We start from the raw sequence: 22,221 nt of genomic DNA on the forward strand, positions 1-22,221 counted from the left end.
CCCCAACGAACATGCACCCGACAAAGCACGTATGGACGTGAGAGGACCCCCCACCATGAGCAGTCGCCACCTGGCGCGCCGCACAGCAGTCACCGTCGTCTCCGCGGCCGCCCTTGTGGCCATGGCCGCCCCGGCCGACGCCGCGACCACGACGAGCACCTCCACCACGGCCGCCGCTGCATCGGCGGGGGATGTCGACTACGCCACCTGGCAGAAGGACTGCCAGGCCGTGATGAACCAGGCCCTGCCGTATCTGAAGCAGCGCATCGCCGCCACCAAGCCGGGCGAGAAGCAGGCGATCGTCTTCGACATCGACAACACCACGCTGGAGACCGACTTCGGCTTCAGCTACCCGCAACCGGCCAACAAGCCGGTCCTGGACGTCGCCAAGTACGCCCAGGAGCACGGCGTCTCACTGTTCTTCGTGACCGCACGGCCCGGCATCATCTACACGTTCACCGACTACAACCTCAGGTACGACGGCTACAAGGTCTCCGGGCTGTACGTCCGCGGTCTGTTCGACCTCTTCAAGGACGTCGCCGCCTACAAGACCGCCCAGCGCGCCGACATCGAGAACAAGGGCTACACGATCATCGCGAACATCGGCAACAGCGCCACCGACCTGTCGGGCGGCCACGCCGAGAAGACGTACAAGCTGCCGGACTACAACGGTCAGCTGTCGTAACAGGCAGGCCTGCCATGCGAAAGGGGCCGGTGCTCCGAGAGCACCGGCCCCTTTCGGTCAGGCGAACCCCTTCGGGGTCACGCCTCCTTGCTCAGGTTCGGCCCGGCTCCGCCGGCGGCCTGCTCGATCGGCGGGACGTCCGGCAGGGCCGACTTCTCCTCGCCGCGGAAGGTGAAGGTCTGGTTCTCGCCCTCGCCCTCCGTCTCCACGACCACGATGTGACCGGGGCGCAGCTCGCCGAAGAGGATCTTCTCCGACAGCGTGTCCTCGACCTCGCGCTGGATGGTCCGGCGCAGCGGCCGGGCGCCCAGGACGGGGTCGTAACCCTTCTTGGACAGCAGCTCCTTGGCGGACTGGGAGAGCTCGATGCCCATGTCCCGGTCCTTCAGGCGCTCGTCCACCTTGCTGATCATCAGGTCGACGATCTTGAGGATGTCGTCCTGGGTCAGCTGCGGGAAGACGACCACGTCGTCGACGCGGTTGAGGAACTCGGGGCGGAAGTGCTGCTTGAGCTCGTCCTGGACCTTGTTCTTCATGCGCTCGTAGTTCGACTTCTTGTCACCGGAGGCCGCGAAGCCCAGGTTGAAGCCCTTGGAGATGTCCCGGGTGCCGAGGTTGGTCGTCATGATGATGACCGTGTTCTTGAAGTCCACGACCCGGCCCTGGGAGTCGGTCAGACGACCGTCCTCCAGGATCTGCAGCAGCGAGTTGAAGATGTCCGGGTGGGCCTTCTCGACCTCGTCGAACAGGACGACGGAGAACGGCTTGCGGCGGACCTTCTCGGTCAGCTGGCCGCCCTCTTCGTAGCCCACGTAGCCGGGAGGCGAACCGAACAGACGCGAGACCGTGTGCTTCTCGCTGAACTCCGACATGTCGAGGGAGATCAGCGCGTCCTCGTCGCCGAAGAGGAACTCGGCGAGCGCCTTGGACAGCTCGGTCTTACCGACACCGGACGGGCCGGCGAAGATGAACGAACCACCGGGACGCTTCGGGTCCTTCAGACCCGCACGCGTACGACGGATCGCCTTCGACAGCGCCTTGACGGCGTCGACCTGGCCGATGACCCGCTTGTGGAGCTCGTCCTCCATGCGCAGCAGACGCGAGGACTCCTCCTCGGTCAGCTTGAAGACCGGGATGCCGGTGGCGGTCGCGAGGACTTCGGCGATCAGCTCGCCGTCGACCTCGGCGACGACGTCCATGTCGCCGGCCTTCCACTCCTTCTCCCGCTTGGCCTTCGCGGCGAGGAGCTGCTTCTCCTTGTCACGCAGGGAGGCGGCCTTCTCGAAGTCCTGCGAGTCGATCGCGGACTCCTTGTCCCGGCGCACGCCCGCGATCTTCTCGTCGAACTCGCGCAGGTCCGGCGGCGCGGTCATCCGGCGGATACGCATCCGGGAGCCGGCCTCGTCGATCAGGTCGATGGCCTTGTCCGGCAGGAAGCGGTCGGAGATGTAGCGGTCGGCCAGCGTGGCGGCCTGGACCAGCGCCTCGTCCGTGATGGAGACGCGGTGGTGGGCCTCGTACCGGTCGCGCAGACCCTTGAGGATCTCGATCGTGTGCGGCAGGGACGGCTCGGCGACCTGGATGGGCTGGAAGCGGCGCTCCAGGGCCGCGTCCTTCTCCAGGTGCTTGCGGTACTCGTCCAGGGTGGTCGCACCGATGGTCTGCAGCTCACCGCGGGCCAGCATCGGCTTCAGGATGGAGGCCGCGTCGATGGCGCCCTCGGCGGCACCCGCACCGACCAGCGTGTGCAGCTCGTCGATGAACAGGATGATGTCGCCGCGGGTGCGGATCTCCTTGAGCACCTTCTTCAGGCGCTCCTCGAAGTCACCGCGGTAGCGGGAGCCGGCGACCAGGGCGCCGAGGTCCAGGGTGTAGAGGTGCTTGTCCTTGAGCGTCTCGGGCACCTCGCCCTTGACGATGGCCTGGGCGAGGCCCTCGACGACGGCGGTCTTGCCGACGCCGGGCTCACCGATCAGGACCGGGTTGTTCTTGGTACGGCGGGACAGTACCTGCATGACCCGCTCGATCTCCTTCTCGCGCCCGATGACCGGGTCGAGCTTGGACTCACGAGCGGCCTGGGTGAGGTTCCGGCCGAACTGGTCGAGGACCAGGGAGGTGGAGGGCGTGCCCTCGGCGGGACCGCCGGCGGTGGCGGCCTCCTTGCCCTGGTAGCCGGAGAGCAGCTGGATGACCTGCTGCCGCACCCGGTTGAGGTCGGCACCGAGCTTGACCAGGACCTGGGCGGCGACACCCTCGCCCTCACGGATCAGGCCGAGCAGGATGTGCTCCGTGCCGATGTAGTTGTGGCCGAGTTGAAGGGCCTCGCGGAGCGACAGCTCCAGGACCTTCTTGGCACGGGGGGTGAAGGGGATGTGCCCGGACGGGGCCTGCTGGCCCTGGCCGATGATCTCCTCCACCTGCTGGCGGACCGCCTCGAGCGAAATCCCGAGGCTCTCAAGGGCCTTGGCGGCGACACCCTCACCCTCGTGGATCAGGCCCAGGAGGATGTGCTCGGTGCCGATGTAGTTGTGGTTGAGCATCCGGGCTTCTTCCTGAGCCAGGACGACAACCCGCCGCGCGCGGTCGGTGAACCTCTCGAACATCGTTAATCGCTCCTCAGAGCGGTCAGGCAGTAAGGGGACGCTCCCCTCGCTGTCCTTCCGCAGCTTAGTCCCGCAAGCGGGGACCGCTCATTCCAACTGCCGACACCGGACCGAGAACCAACACTGCCTCCTGACCCCGAACGCCGACATCTGCTCCAACCCGATGGTGCGAGACGATGTTCCCGCAGGCCAGACAGTTACCCTCACCATCAGTACGCCGATGGCGAACGTGAGACGCCGTGATCTGCGTGTCGCCCCCTCCCACTAGGGATGTCTTACCCGCTGCCACGGACAGTCCATGCCGCGTGCACCGGTTCCCTCCGCTACGGGCGAACAACCTTGCGCCACCCCGTGCCCCCGCACGCCCCGAAATCCGGCACTCTGTGCGTTTAAGGGAGCACCCAGCGTAACCTGCGGGCCGTTCCCACTGTTGCACTTGTCATGGTTGGCAGCCTCCCTCCGGTCACGGTTCCCCTCCCCCGCCGGCCGCTCGACGAGAGCGATCAGGTTCGCCGGTGGTACGAGAACGAACTGGGCTGGCCCGTGGTGCCCGCGAACGAGGGAGAACCCGAAAACCGCAGAACGGCGGTACGACTCCGTACGGGCCTGCGCTTCGACGTGCTGGACGTACCGGCCGAGGCGGGCCGGGCGACGCTGCGGCACCTGGCAGCGGGCTCTCCGGTGGCCGTGCAGGGCGACCGGATGCGGCTGCTGGTGGCGGCGGGCAGCGCGGAGGAGCTGCCCGGGGTGCTGCGCTGGCTGGAGTGGGGCGCGCTGGCACTCGACCTCGCCGTGCTGGGCGAGGGCGGGCTCATGGACGCGCCGCTGCCCCCCGCCGGGGGACCGGCCGGAGCGCGGCCGCCCGCGCCGGGACGCCCCGGTGTCCTGCAGGGGGCCGCCGTGTGGCTGCGGCCCCCCGGGCCGGGGTGCGAGGTCGAGGCCTCGCTGCCGACGGTGTCGGCTCTGGGGGGCGGTGGTGGCGCCCCCGATCTGGTGCGCGTTGTGGACACGGTGGCCACCCAGTGCCACCGGCTGCGGCTGGTGCGCGCGTGCGCTCAGCCGTTGGCCTTCTCGTAGGCCTCGCGGATGGACGCGGGAACACGGCCTCGGTCATTGACCTCGTAACCGTTCTCCTTGGCCCACGCGCGGATCTGTGCGGTGTCCTGGCTGCCGCCGGAAGCGGCGCGCGCCTTTCCGCGGCCGCCCGAAGCGCGGCCTCCGGTACGACGACCACCCTTCACGTAAGGCTCGAGAAGCCCGCGCAGCTTGTCCGCATTGGCGGTCGTGAGATCGATCTCGTACGTCTTGCCGTCCAGTGCGAACGTGACAGTCTCGTCCGCCTCGCCGCCGTCGAGGTCGTCGACAAGAAGGACCTGAACCTTCTGTGCCACCGGATTTCCTTTCATCCATAACTTGAGGGCCGGGGGCCTGCGGCGTCCGCCGTTTCGCCGTCCCCTGTTATATGCAGTACTGCAGTACGTCGGAAAGCAAACCGCTTTTGCTGGAAAAACACAAACCCCTGGGAGAGACCCGCAGGCCGCCCCCACCCCGGAAACATGCGCGTTTCGGACATAGGGAACCCGGGCAGGGTCGGGAGCAGGGTGGAATATGCCTTGCGGATCCTCGGCGATCACAGATGCAGAAGCATCCGGCTGTTGCCCAAGGTGTTCGGTTTCACTCGTTCGAGACCGAGGAACTCGGCCACGCCTTCGTCATAGGAACGCAGCAGCTCCGTGTAGACATCGGTGTCAACCGGGGTCTCGCCGATCTCGACGAAGCCGTGCTTGCCGAAGAAGTCCACTTCGAAGGTCAGACAGAAAACCCGGCGAACGCCGAGCCAGCGCGCGGTCTGCAGCAACTTCTCCAGCAACTGATGACCGACGCCGGCGCCCTTCAGGCCGTGCTTCACGGCGAGAGTGCGCACTTCCGCGAGGTCTTCCCACATCACGTGCAGGGCACCGCAGCCGACCACCTCGGCGTTGTCGTCCCGTTCGGCGACCCAGAACTCCTGGATGTCCTCGTAAAGCGTCACCGTGGCTTTGTCGAGCAGGATGCCCTCACGGACGTACGCGTCAAGGAGACGGCGCACGACCGGGACATCGCTGGTACGGGCCCGCCGGACGGTGATGGCTTTAGCGGTGACTTCGGGACGCTCTGCTGACATGAGCGGACGCTATCGCCCGTCACGCTCCTGTGCCGAGCCGGGGTTCTCGCCGCCGGTATCGGCCACGGTATCCGTCTCGGCTTCGGAAGTTTCCGGTCCCTGGACGATGCGTACGGCGTCCCGCAGAGCCTGTCGCTGTTCGTCGCTCATCATCCCGAAGAAGGCGACGAGAGCGGCGGCGGGGTTGTCGCTCTGGGACCAGGCGTCGTTCATCAGCGCGGCGGCGTAGGCGGCGCGTGTGGAGACCGCCTCATATCGATAGGCCCGGCCTTCCGCCTCGCGGCGCACCCAGCCCTTCTGATGGAGATTGTCCAAAACGGTCATCACCGTGGTGTAGGCGATGGACCGTTCCCGCTGAAGGTCTTCCAGGACTTCTCGAACGGTCACCGGGCGGTTCCACTTCCACACCCGCGTCATGACCGCGTCTTCGAGTTCTCCCAATGGGCGAGGCACACCTCGCACAATAGTGGGCGATCTCTGCATTGGCGTGCCGAACGTGCACATTCAGCAACAAACAGGGACAAAAGGGCGCGGCGCCCCGGCCCGAGGTGGCTCAGTCGTCGGTCTTCGGAGAGCCCTGCCGGGCCCCCTCGGCCCGCGCGAGGGCGGCATCGACGACCGCGTCCTCCTTGGCCTTGTTGGCCCCGCCCTGGGTCTTCACGATCACCCTGATGAGCCCAGCAAAGAAAACGGCCATGACAACCGGGGGCAAGAGCGCGGAGACGTAGTCCATGGCTCCAGGGTAGCTACGGGGTCGGGGGCGCCAGGGGCGGGGTGGGACGGACAGGGGCTGGGCTTGGGAACGAGGGCGTCCCGGCGTCGGCTCAGCCCGCGGCCAGCTGCTGGGGTGGGTTCGGTGGGGGCGGGGTTGGTTTGCGGCGGGGGAAGACCTCGCCCGGGGTGGGGATGGGGCGGGTGGGTTTTGGTGGGGCGGGCCTCGGGGTCGGCTTCTCCGCCGGCTTTTCCTCGGGTTTTTTCTCCGGACGCCGGGCCGGGTCCTGGCCGCCGTCCGCGGCCGGGTCCGTGGGGCCGTCGGAAAGGCCGCCGGGGAGGGCCAGGAGGCGCGTACGGGAGGCAGGGACGACCGGGGCGACCAGGGCGGGCCCGGGCTCCGTACGGCGGGCGAGACGGGCGCGTACGTCCTGCTCGGCCAGGTCCTGGCAGCGGGCCAGCAGCGCGGCCGCGACCGGGTTGCCGCGCAGCGCCCGGAGTCCCGCGAGGTCGTCCGCGTCCGGGCGGTACCCCGCACTCAGCGCCTCCTCCAGGAGCGAGAGATAGCCGGCCGCGGTGCCGGGCAGGGCGGCGCGGTACCGGGCGAGGTCGGCCACCAGGAAGGCCCGCAGCCGGGCGCCCTCCCGCAGCGCCTCGTCGAGGGACTCGGCGAGGCGGAGACAGTCCTGGACGTCCCCGGCCGAGGCGGGGCTGGGCTGAAGGGCGAGGGCGAGAGCGCGGCGGAGCACACGCAGCTCCTCCGCACCGAACGCCATGCCGCCGCGGGATCCGTATGGCGTGGGCATGCTCCGACACTACGCGCTAATCGGACAAACCCGACACAGGGGCACGGGTGTGGCGTGGTGCAGGCCACCCGGGTGGGCGGGTGGCCCGCCCGGCCCGGGGCGCGCACGTCACATGCGCGAGATGTTCCGCTCGTACACCAGCCGCAGCCCGATCAGGGTCAGCCACGGCTCGTGCTCGTCGATGACCGAGGACTCGCCGAGGACCATGGGCGCAAGCCCACCGGTCGCGATCACCGTCACCTCGGCGGGATCGTCCGCCAGCTCGCGCGCCATCCGGGTCACGACCCCGTCCACCTGGCCCGCGAACCCGTAGATGATGCCCGCCTGCATCGCCTCGACCGTGTTCTTGCCGATCACGCTCCGCGGCCGCGCCACTTCGATCTTCCGCAGCTGCGCACCCTTCACGCCCAGCGCCTCGACCGAGATCTCGATACCGGGGGCGATCACCCCGCCGACGTACTCCCCGCGCGCGCTGACCGCGTCGAACGTCGTCGCCGTACCGAAGTCGACCACGATCGCCGGGCCGCCGTAGAGCTCGACGGCGGCGACCGCGTTGATGATGCGGTCCGCGCCGACCTCCTTCGGGTTGTCGGTGAGGATCGGCACGCCCGTCTTCACGCCCGGCTCGACGAGCACCGCCGGCACGTCGCCGTAGTAGCGCCGGGTCACCTCGCGCAGCTCGTGCAGCACGGACGGCACGGTCGCACAGATCGCGATGCCGTCGATGCCGTCGCCCAAATCCTCGCCGAGCAGCGGGTGCATGCCCATGAGGCCCTGCAGCAGCACCGCCAGCTCGTCGGCCGTGCGGCGTGCGTCCGTGGAGATGCGCCAGTGTTCGACGACGTCCTCGCCGTCGAACAGGCCGAGCACCGTCTGTGTGTTGCCCACGTCGATCGTGAGGAGCATGGCCCTACTCCGCCTCGCGCAGGTCCAGGCCGATGTCCAGGATCGGCGAGGAGTGGGTCAGCGCCCCGACGGCCAGGTAGTCGACGCCCGTGTCCGCGTACGCCCTCGCGTTCTCGAGGGTCAGCCGGCCGGACGCCTCCAGGGCCGCGCGGCCGTGGGCGAGGGTCACCGCCTCCTCGCACTCCATGGGAGTGAAGTTGTCGAGCAGGATCAGGTCGGCCCCGGCGTCCACGACCTCGCGCAGCTGGTGCAGGGTGTCGACCTCGACCTCGATCGGTACGTCCGGGAAGGCCTCCCGCACGGCCTTGAAGGCCTGCCCGACGCCGCCCGCGGCGACCACGTGGTTGTCCTTGACCAGCGCCGCGTCGGAGAGGGACATGCGGTGGTTGACCCCGCCGCCGCAGCGGACCGCGTACTTCTCCAGCGAGCGCAGGCCCGGCGTGGTCTTGCGGGTGTCCCGCACCCGGGCCTTCGTGCCCTCCAGGACGTCCGCCCACGCGCGCGTGGCGGTCGCGATGCCCGACAGCCGGCACATGAGGTTGAGCGCGCTGCGTTCGGCGGTCAGCAGGTCACGCGTGCGCGTGGTGACCGACAGTAGCTTCTGCCCAGCCTCCACCCGGTCGCCGTCCTCGACGTGCCGCTCGACCTCGAACTCGTCCGTGCAGACCACGGAGACGACCGCTTCGGCGACCCGGAGGCCGGCCACGACGCCCGCCTCGCGCGCGGTGAAGTCGGCGGTGGCGACGGCGTCCTCGGGGATGGTCGCCACCGTGGTGACGTCCACACCGCCGGCCAGGTCCTCCTGGATGGCGACGTTGGCGATGTCCTCGACCTCCAGGGGGTCGAGTCCGGCGTCGGCCAGGAGCTGCGCGAGCGCGGGGTCGAGCCCGCACTCGAGGAATTCTTCGTCGGTCTCCGCGCCGCAGGCACAGCCGTCGCCGCAGCCGCCGGTCGACGCGAGGGGGAGGTCGGGGGTACTCACTTCTGTCACTGCTCCTGGAGGCGCTGCCGGTGCTGCCGGGTCGGGGGGAAGTCTGCGGTATCGGTGGTGTGCAGGGCGAGTGTGCGGTCCGGATTCAGCCGTACGACGATATGGCGGCGCCACGTCGTGTCGTCGCGCTCGGGCCGGTCCTCGCGCCAGTGGCAGCCGCGGGTCTCCTCGCGCTGCCGGGCGGCGGCGACCAGGACGCGGGCCACGCACAGGAGGTTGGTGGCCTCCCAGGTGTCGACGCCGGGCTCGGCGGTCTTGCCGTTCTCGTCGAGCGCGTCGCGGGCGTCGGTGTGCAACCGCTGGAGCTGGTCGGCGGCCCCGGCGAGGGAGCCTGCCGAGCGCAGGACGCCCGCGCCGTTGGCCATGATCCGCTGGATCGTGAACCTGGCCTCCGGCGCGAGCAGGGGGTGCGCGGGCTTGTCGGGGTACGGGACCGGGTGGGGCACGCGCGCGTGGAGGCCGTTGTCCGTATGGCTCTCCGCGATGTCGGCGGCGATCCGCTCGGCGTAGACGAGGCCCTCCAGGAGGGAGTTGGAGGCCAGCCGGTTCGCGCCGTGCACGCCGGTGCAGGCGACCTCGCCGCACGCGTACAGACCCGGGACCGTCGTGCGGCCGTGGGAGTCGGTGCGCACGCCTCCGGAGGCGTAGTGGGCCGCCGGGGCGACCGGGACGGGCTCGGTGACCGGGTCGATGCCGTTCGCCCGGCAGGCGGCGAGGATCGTCGGGAAGCGGTGCTCCCACATCTCGGCGCCGAAGTGCCGGGCGTCGAGGAACATGTGCTCGGCGTCCTGCTCCTGCATACGGCGCATGATGCCCTTGGCGACGATGTCCCTCGGCGCGAGTTCGGCCAGCTCGTGCTGCCCCGCCATGAAGCGCACGCCGTCCGCGTCGACCAGGTGGGCGCCCTCGCCGCGCACCGCCTCGGAGACGAGGGGCTGCTGGCCCTCCGCGTCCGGGCCGAGGAACAGCACCGTCGGGTGGAACTGGACGAACTCCAGGTCGCTGACCTCCGCGCCCGCACGCAGCGCGAGGGCCACGCCGTCGCCCGTGGACACGGACGGGTTGGTCGTCGCGGAGAACACCTGGCCCATGCCGCCCGTCGCGAGGACCACGGCGGGCGCGTGCACGGCGCCGACGCCGTCGTGCTGGCCCTCGCCCATGACGTGCAGGGTCACGCCGGCGGTGCGGCCGTCCGCATCCATGAGCAGGTCCAGCACGAGCGCATTCTCGATCGTGCGGAGGCCACGCGCGCGTACGGCCTCGACGAGCGCGCGGGAGATCTCCGCGCCGGTCGCGTCGCCGCCGGCGTGCGCGATCCGGCGGCGGTGGTGGCCGCCCTCGCGGGTGAGCTCCAGGCCGCCTTCCTCCGACTCGTCGAAGTGGGCACCCGTGTCGATCAGCCGCCGTACGGCGTCGGGACCCTCCGTCACGAGGATGCGTACCGCCTCCTCGTCGCACAGCCCTGCGCCCGCCACCAGCGTGTCGTCCTGGTGCTGTTCGGGGCTGTCGCCCTCGCCCAGGGCCGCGGCGATGCCGCCCTGCGCCCAGCGGGTGGAGCCGTCGTCGAGGCGCGCCTTGGTGACGACGACCGTCGTCAGTCCGGCGGCCTCGCACCGCAGGGCGGCGGTGAGCCCGGCGACGCCCGAGCCGACGACCACCACGTCCGCGGAGATGGACCACCCGGGGGCGGGGGCGTGCAGACGTATGCCTGTGCTGGTCACGAGGCGGCTCCGAAGGTGAGGGGGATGTTGTCGATCAGCCGGGTCGTCCCGACCCGGGCGGCGACGGCGAGGACGGCCTCGCCGGTGAAGTCGTCCTCGATCTCCGTGAAGTCGGACGGGTCGACGAGGGCCAGATAGTCCAGGACCAGCGGCGGGTCGAGGCGAAGGGCCTCGTCGAGGACCAGGCGGGCGGCCGCGCGGACGGCCGCCGGGCCGCCCGGGGAGGCCTTGGCGACGGCGTGCGCGTCGGCCGCAGCGCGCGACTCCCCTATGGCGCTGAGCGCCTCGGCACGCGCACGCGTGGCGGGCACTTCGCGGGCCCGCGCGCGCAGCGCCTCCTGGGCTGCGTGCCGGTCGCCGCCCGCGAACAGGGCCCCGGACAGCGCGAGCGCCGTGCGCCGCTCCTCGGCGGACAGATAGCGGTTGCGGCTGGACAGGGCCAGTCCGTCGTCCTCACGCACGGTCGGTACGCCGACGATCTCGACGCCGAAGTTCAGATCGCGGACCATACGGCGGATCAGGGCGAGCTGCTGGGCGTCCTTCTGCCCGTACAGGGCGATGTCGGGGCGCGTGAGGTGCAGCAGTTTGGCGACGACGGTGAGCATGCCGTCGAAGTGCCCGGGCCGCGAGGCACCCTCCAGGCGCTCGCCCATCGGGCCCGCCGTGATGCGGACCTGGGGCGCACCGCCCGGATAGACCTCCTCCACGGCCGGGGCGAACACGACGTCCGCGCCGGACTGTTCCGCGATCTTGAGGTCGGCGTCCAGGGTGCGCGGGTAGCGGTCGAGGTCCTCGCCCGCGCCGAACTGGAGGGGGTTCACGAAGACGGTGACGACGACCTCGCCGTCCGCTCCGGCGATCTCGCGCGCGGAGCGGATCAGGGTGGCGTGGCCCTCGTGCAGGGCGCCCATGGTCATCACGACGGCACGGCGGCCCACGCGCGCGCGTGCGTGCAATTCGTCGGCGGTACGCAGCAGCGTGGTGGTCATCGGGCGTCTCCCTCGGCGCCGTCGGTCCCGTCGGTCCCGTCGGTTTCCTCGGCCCCGTCGGCGAGTACCCCGAGAAGGTCCTCGGCGAGTTCCGGTTTGAGCAGACCGTGGGCGAGTGCCCGGTCGGCGGTCGCGCGGGCCATCGCGAGATAGCCGCCGACGGTCTGCGGGGCGTGCCTGCGCAGTTCCGCGACATGCGCGGCGACCGTGCCCGCGTCCCCGCGCGCGACGGGGCCGGTCAGCGCCGCGTCGCCGGAGCGCAGGGCGTTGTCCAGGGCGGCGCCGAGCAGGGGGCCGAGCATCCGGTCGGGGGCCGCGACACCGGCCGTGCGCAGCAGTTCCAGGGACTGGGCGACCAGCGTCACCAGGTGGTTGGCGCCGAGCGCGAGTGCCGCGTGGTAGAGCGGCCGGTTCTCCTCGGCGATCCACTCGGGCTCGCCGCCCATCTCGATGACGAGGGCCTCGGCGGCCAGCCGCAGTTCGTCGGGCGCGGTGACGCCGAAGGAGCAGCCGGCCAGGCGCTGGACGTCCACGGGGGTGCCGGTGAAGGTCATCGCCGGGTGCAGGGCCAGCGGCAGCGCGCCCGCGCGCAGGGCGGGGTCCAGGACCTTCGCGCCGTACCGCCCGGAGGTGTGCACCAGCAGCTGACCGGGCCGCACGGCGCCGGTCTCGGCGAGGCCCTGCACAAGCCCGGGCAGGGCGTCGTCCGGGACGGTCAGCAGGACCAGGTCGGCGCGCTGGAGGACGTCCGCGGGCGGGACGAGCGGCACATCGGGGAGCAGCAGCGCGGCACGCCGTCTGGAGGCGTCGGAGACCCCCGAGACGGCCACCGGGCGGTGTCCGGCGAGCTGGAGCGACGCGGCCAGTGCGGGGCCCACGCGACCGGCGCCGACGACGCCGACGGTGAGCCGCGCGGGGCGGTCCTTGGGGTCTGGCTGGTGGACTGTACTCACGCGACGGCGGCCTTCCCGTTCCAGTCCGCTCTGGGTACCGGACGATTTCTCGTCATGTTAACGCTAATCGCTTCCCGGGCCGTCCGGTTGTCCACAGGCTGTGGGTTTCGGCACACATCGCACGCGGACGGCGGGAACGGAGCACGCGCGCGGGCGGCGAGCCGAAATACGCGTACCCGCACGGAACGCCGCACGGCATGATCCCGACTGTCAGTGGCGGAGTGCACGATGTGGGCATGAGCGTGCGCATCGACATCGCGGGGCTGCGGCAGGAGAGGGTCGCCGTCGTGCGGTCGACAAGCTGGGCGAGGCCCGGACGGCCACGGAGGACGGCGGCCTGCTGCTCGTCCCGACGAGCCTCGGCCGGCCGCACCTGATGGTCCTGCACCGGTACGCCTGGCAGCCGGTGCTGCACTACCCGGTGGGCTCCCCCGAGCCCGGCGCCCCGCCCTCCGTCGAGCAGCTGGCCCTGCGGATGACCGCCCTGTCCCACCCGGTGCGGATGCAGCTGTGCCGCAGCCTGGCCCGCAGCGCGTTCACCACGGGCGAGCTGGCGCAGGCGCACGGCGTGACGGCCCCCGAGAAATCCCGGCATCTGGGCGTGCTGAAGAAGGCGGGCCTGGTCACCACCCGCCGCCGCGGGCGGTACGTCCTGCACCAGCTGGACGTGACGGTGGTGGCCCGGCTGGGCAGTGACTTCCTGGAGGGACTTCTCAGGTAGCCCGCGGGCGGGCCATCACCGGCCGGACGGGCGGGCCGCCACCGGTCGACGGGCCGGACGGGGTTGTCGATCAGCCGTGCCCGCCCGCCCGTACGAGCCCCGTCTCGTACGCCAGGACCACCACCTGCACCCGGTCCCGCAGCCCCAGCTTGGTGAGGATGCGGCCGACGTGCGTCTTGACGGTGGCCTCGGACAGGACGAGCCGGGCGGCGATCTCGCCGTTGGACAGGCCCTGCGCGACCAGCACCATGACCTCGCGCTCACGTTCGGTGAGCCGCTCCAGCTCCTTGTGCTGGGGCTCCTTGCCGGTCGTGGGCAGCATCGGCGCGAACCGGTCCAGCAGGCGCCGGGTCGTCGACGGCGCCACGACCGCGTCGCCGCTGTGCACGGAGCGGATGGCGGCGAGGAGTTCGCCGGGCGGCACGTCCTTCAGCATGAAGCCGGAGGCGCCCGCCTTCAGCCCGGAGAACGCGTACTCGTCAAGGTCGAAGGTGGTCAGGATCAGGACCTTCGGCGCTTCGGGCTCCGAGCAGATGCGGCGGGTCGTCTCCACGCCGTCCAGCTTCGGCATGCGGACGTCCATCAGGACGACGTCCACGGCGGTCGCGCGCAGCACCTGGAGGGCCTCGACGCCGTCACCCGCCTCCGCGACGACCTCCATGTCCGGCTGCGCGGCGAGCACCATCCGGAACCCGGTGCGCAGCAGCACCTGGTCGTCGACGAGCATCACGCGGATCGTCATCGGGCCTCTTCCGTCTCTTCGGTGGTCGTTACAGGTGTCAGCGGTCGGCGTGCGAACACGTCAGTGCGCGGGCTTGAGGGGCAGCAGCGCACTGATGCGGAATCCTCCGCCCGGGCGCGGGCCCGCGTCCAGGGTGCCGCCGACCATCCCGACCCGCTCGCGCATACCGATCAGGCCGTGTCCGTGGCCGTCGGCGCCGCCCTCCTCGTACAGCTCGTGCGGGGCGCCCTTGCCGTCGTCCTCGACGAGCAGTCCGAGCCCGTCGTCGAAGTAGACCAGGCGCACGCTCGCGCCGGCGTTCGGTCCGCCGTGCTTGCGGGTGTTGGTGAGGGCTTCCTGCACGATCCGGTACGCGGTGAGCTCGACGCCGCTGGGCAGCGGGCGCGGGGTCCCCTCGATCTTGAAGTCGACGGGCAGACCGGAACCACGGCACTGTTCGACGAGGTCCTCGATCTGCTGGACGTCCGGCTGCGGAACGTACTCGCCGCTTTCCTGGTGCTCGCCGGTACGCAGCACGCCGAGCAGGCGGCGCATCTCGGCGAGGGCCTGCCGGCCGGTGGAGGAGATGGTCTCCAGGGCCTTCTTGGCCTGGTCCGGAGCGGTGTCGAGGACATAGGCGGCACCGTCGGCCTGCACGACCATCACCGACACGTTGTGCGCGACGACGTCGTGCAGCTCGCGCGCGATCCGAGCGCGCTCGGCGGCGACCGCGACCTTCGCCTGCGCCTCGCGCTCCTTCTCCAGGCGCGCGGCCCGCTCCTCCAGCTGCGCGAAGTAGGCGCGCCGGGTGCGGATGGAGTCGCCGAGCACCCAGGCGAGGGCGTACGGCACCGTCAGGAATATCGCCTTCGCAATGTTGCCCAGCGCGTCGTCCTCCAGCGGCCAGCGCAGCTGCGCCACGGGCGCCGCACACAGGCCCACGACAAGCGCAAGCCGGGAGGCCCAGCGGGCACCGGTTGCGGCCACGGTGTAGACGATCACCAGCAGCGCGAAGTCGGCGGCCATCGGCGCGACGTCCAGCACCAGCTGGGCGACCCCGAGGGCGACGGCCAGCAGCAGCATCTTCTCCGGCATGCGGCGGCGCAGCGCGATCACCAGGCACAGCAGGAGCGTGATCGGAACGATCACGGCCATCGCGTCGGTGCCGCTGATGCCCTCGGCGGCGGCCCCGCTCGCGACGGAGATCCCGAAGAGGAAGACGGCCCAGAAACCGTCGACCCATGTCGGGTGCCTGCGGAGAAAGTCATAGAGGCGCTGCACGTAACCCAGCGTAGGGAAGCGTGATGCGTGCAGGGGTCAACCGGAGGGCCGATCCGTATCGGGCGCGCATACTCCGCAAGGTGGAGGCTCGCTTCTCCGTTGTGCCTAACCTGTGCCCGTGGCAGCAGAGATGACTGATCGGTGGCTCGGCTGGCGGGCGGCCGCGCAGGAAGCCCTGTACGGCCCGGACGGCTTCTATCGCAGGCCGGAGGGGCCGGCCGGGCACTTCCGTACGTCCGTGCACGCCTCGCCGCTCTTCGCGGGGGCCGTGGCCCGGCTGCTGTGCCGGGTCGACGAGGCCCTGGGGCGGCCCGCCGCGCTCGACTTCGTGGACATGGCCGCGGGGCGGGGAGAGCTGGCCGCCGGGGTCCTCGCCGCGCTCCCCGCCGAGGTGGCCGCCCGCACGCACGCGTATGCCGTCGAGGTCGCCTCCCGGCCCGAGGGCCTGGACCGGCGGATCGAGTGGCTGCCCGAGTTGCCGCAGCAGATCACGGGGCTGCTGTTCGCCAACGAGTGGCTGGACAACGTACCGGTGGAGGTCGCCGAGGTGGACTCCGCCGGCGTACCGCGGCTGGTGCTCGTACGGCAGGACGGGAGCGAGCGGCTCGGGGAGCGGGTCCCGGGGGCGGAGGCGGAGTGGCTCGCGCGGTGGTGGCCGCTGCCCGCGGAGGAGGGGCTGCGGGCGGAGATCGGACTGTCCAGGGACCGCGCCTGGGCGGGCGCGGTCGCGTCCGTCGGGCGGGGCCTCGCGGCCGCCGTCGACTACGCGCACACATCGGACGCGCGCCCGCCCTTCGGGACGCTCACCGGCTTCCGGGAGGGGCGCGAGACGGCACCCGTGCCGGACGGGTCGTGCGACATCACGGCGCACGTGGCACTGGACGCGTGCGCGCTCCCCGGCGCACGACTGCTTGCACAGCGCGACGCCCTGCGCGCCCTGGGCGTGACAGGCGCGCGCCCCCCGCTCGCACTCGCCTCCACCGAGCCCGCAGCCTATGTCCGCGCCCTCGCGAGCGCCGGTGAGGCCGCGGAGCTCACCGCGGCGGGCGGACTCGGCGACTTCGGGTGGCTCGTGCAGCCGGTAGGAATTCCGGACCCGCTCCACGCGCAGACCTGAACCGGCTGAGCCGGTTCCTATTTGTCGATGTCTCCGACCACGAAGAACAGCGACCCGAGGATCGCCACCATGTCCGCCACCAGCGTCCCCGGCAGGAGCTCCACGAGCGCCTGGATGTTGTTGTACGAAGCCGAGCGCAGCTTCAGCCGGTACGGGGTCTTCTCGCCCTTGCTGACCAGGTAGTAGCCGTTGATGCCGAGCGGGTTCTCGGTCCACGCGTACGTGTGGCCCTCGGGCGCCTTGAGCACCTTGGGCAGCCGCTGGTTGATCGGCCCGGGCGGCAGCCCAACCAGCCGGTCGAGGCAGGCGTCGGCGAGGTCGAGGGAGTTGTGCGTCTGCTGCAGGAGGCACTCGAAGCGGGCGAGGCAGTCGCCCTCCTCCCGGGTGACGACCTCCAGGGTGTCCTGGAGGTCGCCGTACGCCAGATACGGCTCGTCCCGGCGCAGATCGAAGTCCACGCCCGAGGCGCGCGCGATGGGGCCGCTGACGCCGTACGCGTGCACGGTCTCCGGCGCGAGGACGCCCACGCCGCGGGTGCGCCCCCGGAAGATCTCGTTGCCGAGGACCAGGTCGTCGAACCGGTCCATGCGGGAGCGCAGGGCCGCGACGGAGGCACGCGCGCGGGACGTCCATCCCGCGGGCAGGTCCTCCTTGAGGCCGCCGACGCGGTTGAACATGTAGTGCATGCGCCCGCCGGAGACCTCCTCCATGACGTGCTGGAGTTCCTCGCGCTCCGTGAAGGCGTAGAAGATCGGGGTGATCCCGCCCAGCTCCAGCGGGTACGACCCGAGGAACATCAGGTGGTTCAGCACCCGGTTGAGCTCCGCGAGCAGGGTGCGCGTCCACACGGCACGCTCGGGGACCTCCATGCCGAGCATCCGCTCCACGGCGAGGACCACGCCCAGTTCGTTGGAGAAGGCCGACAGCCAGTCGTGGCGGTTGGCGAGCATGATGATCTGGCGGTAGTCGCGGGCCTCGAAGAGCTTCTCCGCGCCGCGGTGCATATAGCCGATCACCGGCTCCGCGCGCGTGATGCGCTCGCCGTCCAGGACGAGCCGCAGGCGCAGCACCCCGTGCGTGGACGGGTGCTGCGGCCCGATGTTGAGCACCATGTCGGTGCTCTCCGCGGCGCCGCCGATACCGACCATGGTCTCCGTCGTAGGAGTCATGGACACAGTCTCTCCTACGTACGCTGGCCCCATGGAGACGGGGAGCGCGGGGAGCGCGGAGGACACGGGGGCCGGGGACGGCGAGCCGGTGTGGACCGGGCTGCCGCCGGGGCTGCTGCGGATGCGACGGCTGCTGCTGGTGGTGTGGCTGGGGCTGACGGCCGTCGCCACCGGACTGCTGCTGGGGCTGACGGCCGGGCCCGTCTGGGCCTCCATCGCGCTGCTCCCGTCGGCGCTGACGGCCTGGGGCTGGGTGATGCTCGGCCGCAACTGGCGCTCCTGGCGCTACGCCGAGCGCGCCGACGACCTGCTGATCAGCCGGGGCGTGCTGTGGCGCGAGGAGACCGTCGTGCCGTACGGGCGGATGCAGCTGGTCGAGGTCACCTCCGGGCCGGTCGAACGGCATTTCGGGCTGGCCAGCGTGCAGCTGCACACGGCGGCCGCGGCGACCGACGCGACCATCCCTGGCCTCGATCCGGCCGAGGCGGAACGGCTGCGCGACCGGCTCACCGAGCTCGGCGAGGCCCGATCGGCGGGTCTGTGACGGTGCCGGGCCGCGAGGACGCCGTATCCGGGAAGCCGTCCGTCACCGAGCGGCGGCTGCACCCCGTGACGCCGCTCAGGCGGGCATGGGCGCCGATCGCCGTGGTAGCCGGGTGGGCGGTGCACGATCCCGACCAGGCGCAGCGTCACCTGACCAGGCTGACGACCACCACACTGACGGCCGCCCTCGCCGTGCTCGTCCCGGCCGCCGCCCTCTACGGCTTTCTGACCTGGTGGTTCACCCACTTCGCGGTCACCGACACCGAACTGCGCATCCGCACCGGCCTGTTGTTCCGGCGCACCGCGCACATACGGCTGGAACGGATCCAGGCCGTCGACGTCACCCAGCCGCTGCTCGCCCGCGTCGCGGGAGTCGCCAAGCTGAAACTCGACGTCGTCGGGACGGACAAAAGGGATGAACTTGCCTTTCTGGGTGAGGGAGAGGCCCGTGCGCTACGGGCCGAACTGCTCGCACGGGCGGCGGGTTTCGCACCCGAGGCGGCGCACGAGGTCGGCGAGGCGCCGTCCCGGCAACTGCTGCGCGTGCCGCCCCGCGTCCTCGCCGTCTCGCTGGTGCTGACCGGCGCCACCTGGGGATCGCTGGCCGCCGCGCTCGTCGTACCTCCGCTGCTGTGGCTCGGTACCCACAGCGTGTGGACGGTCCTCGCGAGCGGTGTGCCGCTGCTCGGCGCGGCGGGCGCAAGCAGCGTGGGGCGGTTCGTCGGCGAGTACGACTGGACGGTGGCCGAGTCGCCCGACGGGCTCCGCATCGACCACGGACTGCTCGACCGGACCCACGAGACCGTGCCGCCCGGGCGCGTGCAGACCGTACGGATGGTGGAGCCGCTGCTGTGGCGGCGGCGCGGCTGGGTGCGGATCGAACTCGACGTGGCCGGGTCGTCCAACTCCGTGCTGGTGCCGGTGGCTCCGCGCGAGGTCGCCGAAGCGGTCGTCGCGCGCGTGCTGCCCGGTGTGACCGTGCCGACGGCGACGTCGATGGCGCGGCCGCCACGCCGGGCACGGTGGTGCGTGCCGCTGTGGTGGCGGGGCTACGGGTTCACCGCCACGGACGCGGTGTTCGCGGCCCGGCACGGGCTGCTGCGGCGCAGCCTGGCGCTGGTGCCGCACGCGAAGGTGCAGAGCGTCCGGCTGACCCAGGGCCCCTGGGAGCGCGCCCGGGGGCTCGCCGACGTCCACGTGGACACGGGGGCGGACAAGACGGTGACGGCGCGGCTGCGGGACGCACAGGAGGCCGCGGAGCTGCTGCGGGAGCAGGCGGAACGGTCCCGGACCGGGCGCCGGGGGGCGCGGCCGGACCGCTGGATGACCTGACCCCCGCCCCCGCCCTGGGGCCTACGAGACCGCGCTGCGCAGCCCCTTTACGTCGATCTGCTCCGTCTCGTCGTGCGCCGTCAGGTCGATCACCTGGCCGACGCCCCGGGACTCCTCGCCGGCGGGCTTGAACTCCGCCTCGGACTCGGCCTTGTGGAGGGCGAGCGCCTCCTGTCCCACCACATCGGCGAGATCCTCGTTCTGCACGGCCTCCAGGGCCTCGTGCGGGCTCGCCTGCTTGGTGCCGAAGAAGTCGAACCCGCCCTCGACCGCGGGACGCCGCACGGGCGCCGCCGGTACGACGGCCACGGCGGTCGGCGAGACGAAGTGCCCGGAGGGCTGCTGGGCGGGCTGTGCGGCCGGTCCGGCCGGGTTGGTGGCGGCCGCGCGCTCATGCCCGTCGGCCGCCTCGGGCTTCCCCCGCGACTCATCCTCCTGCGCGGCCTCCGCCGCGGTCCCGCCGGCCGCGGTCCCGGGCTCGGCGGCGGCCATCACCGGCTCGCCCTTCGCGGGCGAGGGGATGTCGATCTTGCCCTCGGCCTTGCCGTCGACCTGGGCGCGGGACGTGCCGCCCGGCGTGACGTCGGCCTTGTCCCTCGCCTTGCCGTCCGACGGGCCGGCGTTCTCGGCGTCGGCGACCTCGGACGCGTCGTCGGCCATGGGGCCGGCCTTGGGGTCGGCCTTGGGGTCGGCCTCCTCCTCGGAGCCGGACGCGTCGTCGGCCTGCGCCGAGTCGTCGCCCTGCGCAGACGCGCCGTCCTCGGCGGACTGATCGTCGTCGCCGTCGCCGTCGAACCGGCCCAGCGCCTCCTTCGCCCGCAGGAACAGCCGCGAGCCCTCCGGCGAGAAGACCTCAGGGGCGGCCTCGCTCTCCTCGACCTCCGCCGGGACAGCCACAGCCCCGGCCTCCTCCCCGGGCTCCGTCACCGGCGCGGGCGGCAGGGCGGGCGCCGGAACGGTCGCCTCGATCTCCAGCAGCCGGCGGCCCTCCAGGGCGCTCGCACGCTCGGTCTCCGCCGTGGCGTACCGGCGCAGCAGCGCGGCGTGCTCGTTGCGCAGCCCGGCCAACTCCCCGCGCTTCGCCCGCAGCCGCTGTTCCAGCTTCACGCGCAGCTCGCGCGACTCCTCGAGGTCGGTCTCCAGTTCGGCGACCCGTTCCTCGTGCCGCCACTCGTCGCTCGCACGCGCGCGCGTGAGATCGGCGACCTGTTTGCCGGCCTGGGCATCCCAGCGGCGCATGACGGCCGCACCGACGACCGCCGTCGCGGCGGCGACCGCGGCGACGACACGGAGCACGGCCGGCTCCGAGAACGCCCAGGGGCCGAAGGCGCAGACGAAGGAGACGCCTGCGATCGCCGACGGAGGCAGCAGCCTGTGCAAGGGCGGGGAATGGCGATGACGTCCACGTGGCATGGCCAGAAACTTACCGCGCGTAGAGGAATCGTGGTGCCCCGCACCGTAAAAACACCGCCATCCCGCAGCCTTCATATGACATCAGGAATCAGGCCATCGCCGAATTCGGCCCTTCCTTGGTCATCGGTCGGTCAGCCGCCCGCTGATCCACTGAAGCGTCCCGGGGATCTCCCGCCGCCAGGTGTTGAAGTTGTGCCCGCCGCTGTCGAGGACGATCGACGAGATCCGGGTCGGCGTCTTGGCCTTCACCTGCTCGATGAACCTCAGCGTGTCCCGGTAGTTGGACTCGCCGATCCGGCTGGTGGTGACCAGCAGTGAAGTGTCGGGGGCGGGCATGTGCTTGAGGTACCAGAACAGGTTCGCGCGGTCCTTCAGCGACTTGTTCCCATGGAAGAGGTCGCCCGTGGTGGGATCGACCGGCGCGTTGTAGTACGCGGACAGGCCCGCCCCCGCGGCGTACACCTCGGGGTGGTGCAGGGCGAGCTTGAGGGCGCAGTAGCCGCCCGTGGAGTCGCCGATGATGCCCCAGCTGCCGGGCTTCGTGCCCACCCGGTAGTGGGCGAGCACGGCTTCGGGCAGGTCCTCGGCGAAGAACGACTCGGTCTGCGGCCCGTCCGGGATGTCCACGCACTCCGTGTCCCGCGGCGGCGCCACCGTCGGCCGCATCATCACCAGGATCATCGGCTGCGCCCGCCCGTCCTTGGCGAGCTCCAGGGCCGTACGCGGGTAGTGCAGCTTGTCCACCAGCGCCTGGGCGGTTCCGGGGTAGCCGGTGAGGACGACGGCCGCGGGGAACGTACGCGTGCGGTACTGCGGCTGGAAGTACTCCGGCGGCAGATACACGTACGCGGGCGTGGCGATGCGGGTCGTACGGCCGACGATGTCGACCTTCTGGATCTGCCCGCCGACCTCGGGCCGCGCGCTGCCCTTCTCCCTCACCCGCCGCGTCTCGACGACCTGGAGCGGGCCGCCCGACCCGCCGCCCGCCGTGTGGTCGACGACCACGCCCTGGCCGTCCTCCTGCCCGAACAGGTCCGCCCAGGTGGCGTAGAACCCGAAGGCCTGGTTCGCGGCCAGGCCCACCGACACGAAGATCGCCAGCTGCGTGGCCAGCAGCAGCCCCACCCGGCCGCTGACGGCCCGCCAGCCGCGCCGAGCCAGCCGTGGCCACAGCCACACCGTACCGACGAACAGCACCAAGGCGAACGAGACCGCCGACGCCAGTGCCGTGTTGCTCGTGAGTCCCATGGGCTGCTTCCCGCCTGCGCTTTCCGCCCGGCCCCTCACTCCTTCGCGAGGGCTTGTCCGGGACTTTCCTCGGCCTTTGAACCGGCTTTGAGGAGAGGAGTGAACCTCTCCCCCCGAGACACCGTCCTAGAGGGCGCAATGTCGCCG

The 22,221-nt window shown here is 71.4% G+C and carries 21 protein-coding genes and 1 pseudogene; 6 read left to right on the plus strand and 16 right to left on the minus strand.

The window, feature by feature from the left end:
* The first annotated feature begins 55 nt into the window (after positions 1-55).
* Entirely contained in the window at positions 56-685 is a 630-nt protein-coding gene (locus F7R91_RS29905; RefSeq protein ID WP_150953757.1) for an HAD family acid phosphatase, read from the plus strand.
* A gap of 77 nt (positions 686-762) precedes the next feature.
* On the opposite strand, the gene F7R91_RS29910 is transcribed toward F7R91_RS29905, so the two are convergent.
* On the minus strand, positions 763-3,288 hold the full coding sequence (locus F7R91_RS29910) for an ATP-dependent Clp protease ATP-binding subunit (protein WP_150953760.1): 2,526 nt from the start codon (positions 3,286-3,288) through the stop codon (positions 763-765).
* A gap of 441 nt (positions 3,289-3,729) precedes the next feature.
* Here F7R91_RS29910 and F7R91_RS29920 point away from each other — a divergent pair, with 441 nt between their 5' ends.
* Positions 3,730-4,365 (plus strand): SCO3374 family protein, encoded by a 636-nt coding sequence (locus F7R91_RS29920; protein WP_150953763.1) that lies wholly within the window; start codon positions 3,730-3,732, stop codon positions 4,363-4,365.
* Here the strand turns inward: F7R91_RS29920 and F7R91_RS29925 are convergent.
* The 10 genes from F7R91_RS29925 to F7R91_RS29970 form a co-directional block, all read right to left on the minus strand.
* Positions 4,344-4,679, minus strand: a complete 336-nt coding sequence (locus tag F7R91_RS29925) for a histone-like nucleoid-structuring protein Lsr2 (protein WP_030573823.1) — start codon at positions 4,677-4,679, stop codon at positions 4,344-4,346. The genes F7R91_RS29920 and F7R91_RS29925 overlap by 22 nt on opposite strands.
* A 239-nt stretch (positions 4,680-4,918) precedes the next feature.
* Positions 4,919-5,452 (minus strand): amino-acid N-acetyltransferase, encoded by a 534-nt coding sequence (locus F7R91_RS29930; protein WP_150953766.1) that lies wholly within the window; start codon positions 5,450-5,452, stop codon positions 4,919-4,921.
* 9 nt (positions 5,453-5,461) lie between these two features.
* Positions 5,462-5,893, minus strand: coding sequence for a BlaI/MecI/CopY family transcriptional regulator (locus F7R91_RS29935; RefSeq protein ID WP_150953769.1), 432 nt, complete (start codon positions 5,891-5,893; stop codon positions 5,462-5,464).
* A gap of 112 nt (positions 5,894-6,005) precedes the next feature.
* Positions 6,006-6,185: a hypothetical protein gene (locus F7R91_RS29940; RefSeq protein ID WP_150953772.1), complete on the minus strand. Its 180-nt coding sequence runs from the start codon at positions 6,183-6,185 to the stop codon at positions 6,006-6,008.
* Between the two features lie 91 nt (positions 6,186-6,276).
* The gene (locus tag F7R91_RS29945; RefSeq protein ID WP_150953961.1) at positions 6,277-6,939 is read right to left on the minus strand and encodes a hypothetical protein; all 663 of its coding nucleotides are present in this window, start codon (positions 6,937-6,939) and stop codon (positions 6,277-6,279) included.
* A gap of 138 nt (positions 6,940-7,077) precedes the next feature.
* Positions 7,078-7,875 carry a type III pantothenate kinase gene (locus F7R91_RS29950; protein ID WP_150953775.1) on the minus strand — a complete coding sequence of 266 codons (798 nt, stop codon included), beginning with the start codon at positions 7,873-7,875 and terminating at the stop codon, positions 7,078-7,080.
* 4 nt (positions 7,876-7,879) lie between these two features.
* A complete protein-coding gene (gene nadC, locus F7R91_RS29955; protein ID WP_150953778.1) occupies positions 7,880-8,857 on the minus strand; it encodes a carboxylating nicotinate-nucleotide diphosphorylase in 978 nt (325 codons plus the stop codon).
* A 5-nt stretch (positions 8,858-8,862) separates the two neighbouring features.
* Positions 8,863-10,587, minus strand: a complete 1,725-nt coding sequence (locus tag F7R91_RS29960) for an L-aspartate oxidase (RefSeq protein WP_150953781.1) — start codon at positions 10,585-10,587, stop codon at positions 8,863-8,865.
* Positions 10,584-11,576: a pantoate--beta-alanine ligase gene (gene panC / locus F7R91_RS29965; protein ID WP_150953783.1), complete on the minus strand. Its 993-nt coding sequence runs from the start codon at positions 11,574-11,576 to the stop codon at positions 10,584-10,586. Before panC ends, F7R91_RS29960 begins: the two co-directional genes overlap by 4 nt.
* Positions 11,573-12,529 (minus strand): Rossmann-like and DUF2520 domain-containing protein, encoded by a 957-nt coding sequence (locus F7R91_RS29970; protein ID WP_150953786.1) that lies wholly within the window; start codon positions 12,527-12,529, stop codon positions 11,573-11,575. The genes panC and F7R91_RS29970 overlap by 4 nt, the downstream gene beginning before the upstream one ends.
* Before the next feature lie 283 nt (positions 12,530-12,812).
* Here F7R91_RS29970 and F7R91_RS29975 point away from each other — a divergent pair.
* Positions 12,813-13,250, plus strand: a pseudogene (locus F7R91_RS29975) (DUF5937 family protein); the annotation flags it as partial.
* 70 nt (positions 13,251-13,320) lie between these two features.
* On the opposite strand, the gene F7R91_RS29980 reads toward F7R91_RS29975, so the two are convergent.
* Positions 13,321-13,992, minus strand: a complete 672-nt coding sequence (locus tag F7R91_RS29980; protein WP_150953788.1) for a response regulator — start codon at positions 13,990-13,992, stop codon at positions 13,321-13,323.
* Positions 13,993-14,052: 60 nt separating this feature from the next.
* Entirely contained in the window at positions 14,053-15,252 is a 1,200-nt protein-coding gene (locus F7R91_RS29985; protein ID WP_150953791.1) for a sensor histidine kinase, read from the minus strand.
* 130 nt (positions 15,253-15,382) lie between these two features.
* Here F7R91_RS29985 and F7R91_RS29990 point away from each other — a divergent pair, with 130 nt between their 5' ends.
* The gene (locus F7R91_RS29990) at positions 15,383-16,369 is read left to right on the plus strand and encodes an SAM-dependent methyltransferase (protein ID WP_150953963.1); all 987 of its coding nucleotides are present in this window, start codon (positions 15,383-15,385) and stop codon (positions 16,367-16,369) included.
* A 17-nt stretch (positions 16,370-16,386) separates the two neighbouring features.
* Here F7R91_RS29990 and F7R91_RS29995 read toward each other — a convergent pair whose 3' ends face one another.
* Positions 16,387-17,538, minus strand: a complete 1,152-nt coding sequence (locus tag F7R91_RS29995) for an NADH-quinone oxidoreductase subunit D (protein WP_150953794.1) — start codon at positions 17,536-17,538, stop codon at positions 16,387-16,389.
* Between the two features lie 31 nt (positions 17,539-17,569).
* Between F7R91_RS29995 and F7R91_RS30000 the strand changes: the two genes are divergently transcribed.
* Both F7R91_RS30000 and F7R91_RS30005 read left to right on the plus strand, forming a co-directional pair.
* Positions 17,570-18,082, plus strand: a complete 513-nt coding sequence (locus tag F7R91_RS30000) for a PH domain-containing protein (RefSeq protein ID WP_150953799.1) — start codon at positions 17,570-17,572, stop codon at positions 18,080-18,082.
* Positions 18,079-19,413 (plus strand): PH domain-containing protein, encoded by a 1,335-nt coding sequence (locus tag F7R91_RS30005; RefSeq protein ID WP_150953801.1) that lies wholly within the window; start codon positions 18,079-18,081, stop codon positions 19,411-19,413. The genes F7R91_RS30000 and F7R91_RS30005 overlap by 4 nt, the downstream gene beginning before the upstream one ends.
* A gap of 21 nt (positions 19,414-19,434) precedes the next feature.
* Here the strand turns inward: F7R91_RS30005 and F7R91_RS30010 are convergent, their stop codons facing one another.
* Both F7R91_RS30010 and F7R91_RS30015 read right to left on the minus strand, forming a co-directional pair.
* On the minus strand, positions 19,435-20,826 hold the full coding sequence (locus F7R91_RS30010) for a prolipoprotein diacylglyceryl transferase (protein ID WP_191971690.1): 1,392 nt from the start codon (positions 20,824-20,826) through the stop codon (positions 19,435-19,437).
* 120 nt (positions 20,827-20,946) lie between these two features.
* On the minus strand, positions 20,947-22,074 hold the full coding sequence (locus F7R91_RS30015) for an alpha/beta hydrolase (RefSeq protein ID WP_150953804.1): 1,128 nt from the start codon (positions 22,072-22,074) through the stop codon (positions 20,947-20,949).
* Positions 22,075-22,221: the final 147 nt, after the last annotated feature.

Origin of the sequence: Streptomyces luteolifulvus (genome assembly GCF_008806595.1) — a bacterium.
Lineage (GTDB): Bacteria > Actinomycetota > Actinomycetes > Streptomycetales > Streptomycetaceae > Streptomyces > Streptomyces luteolifulvus.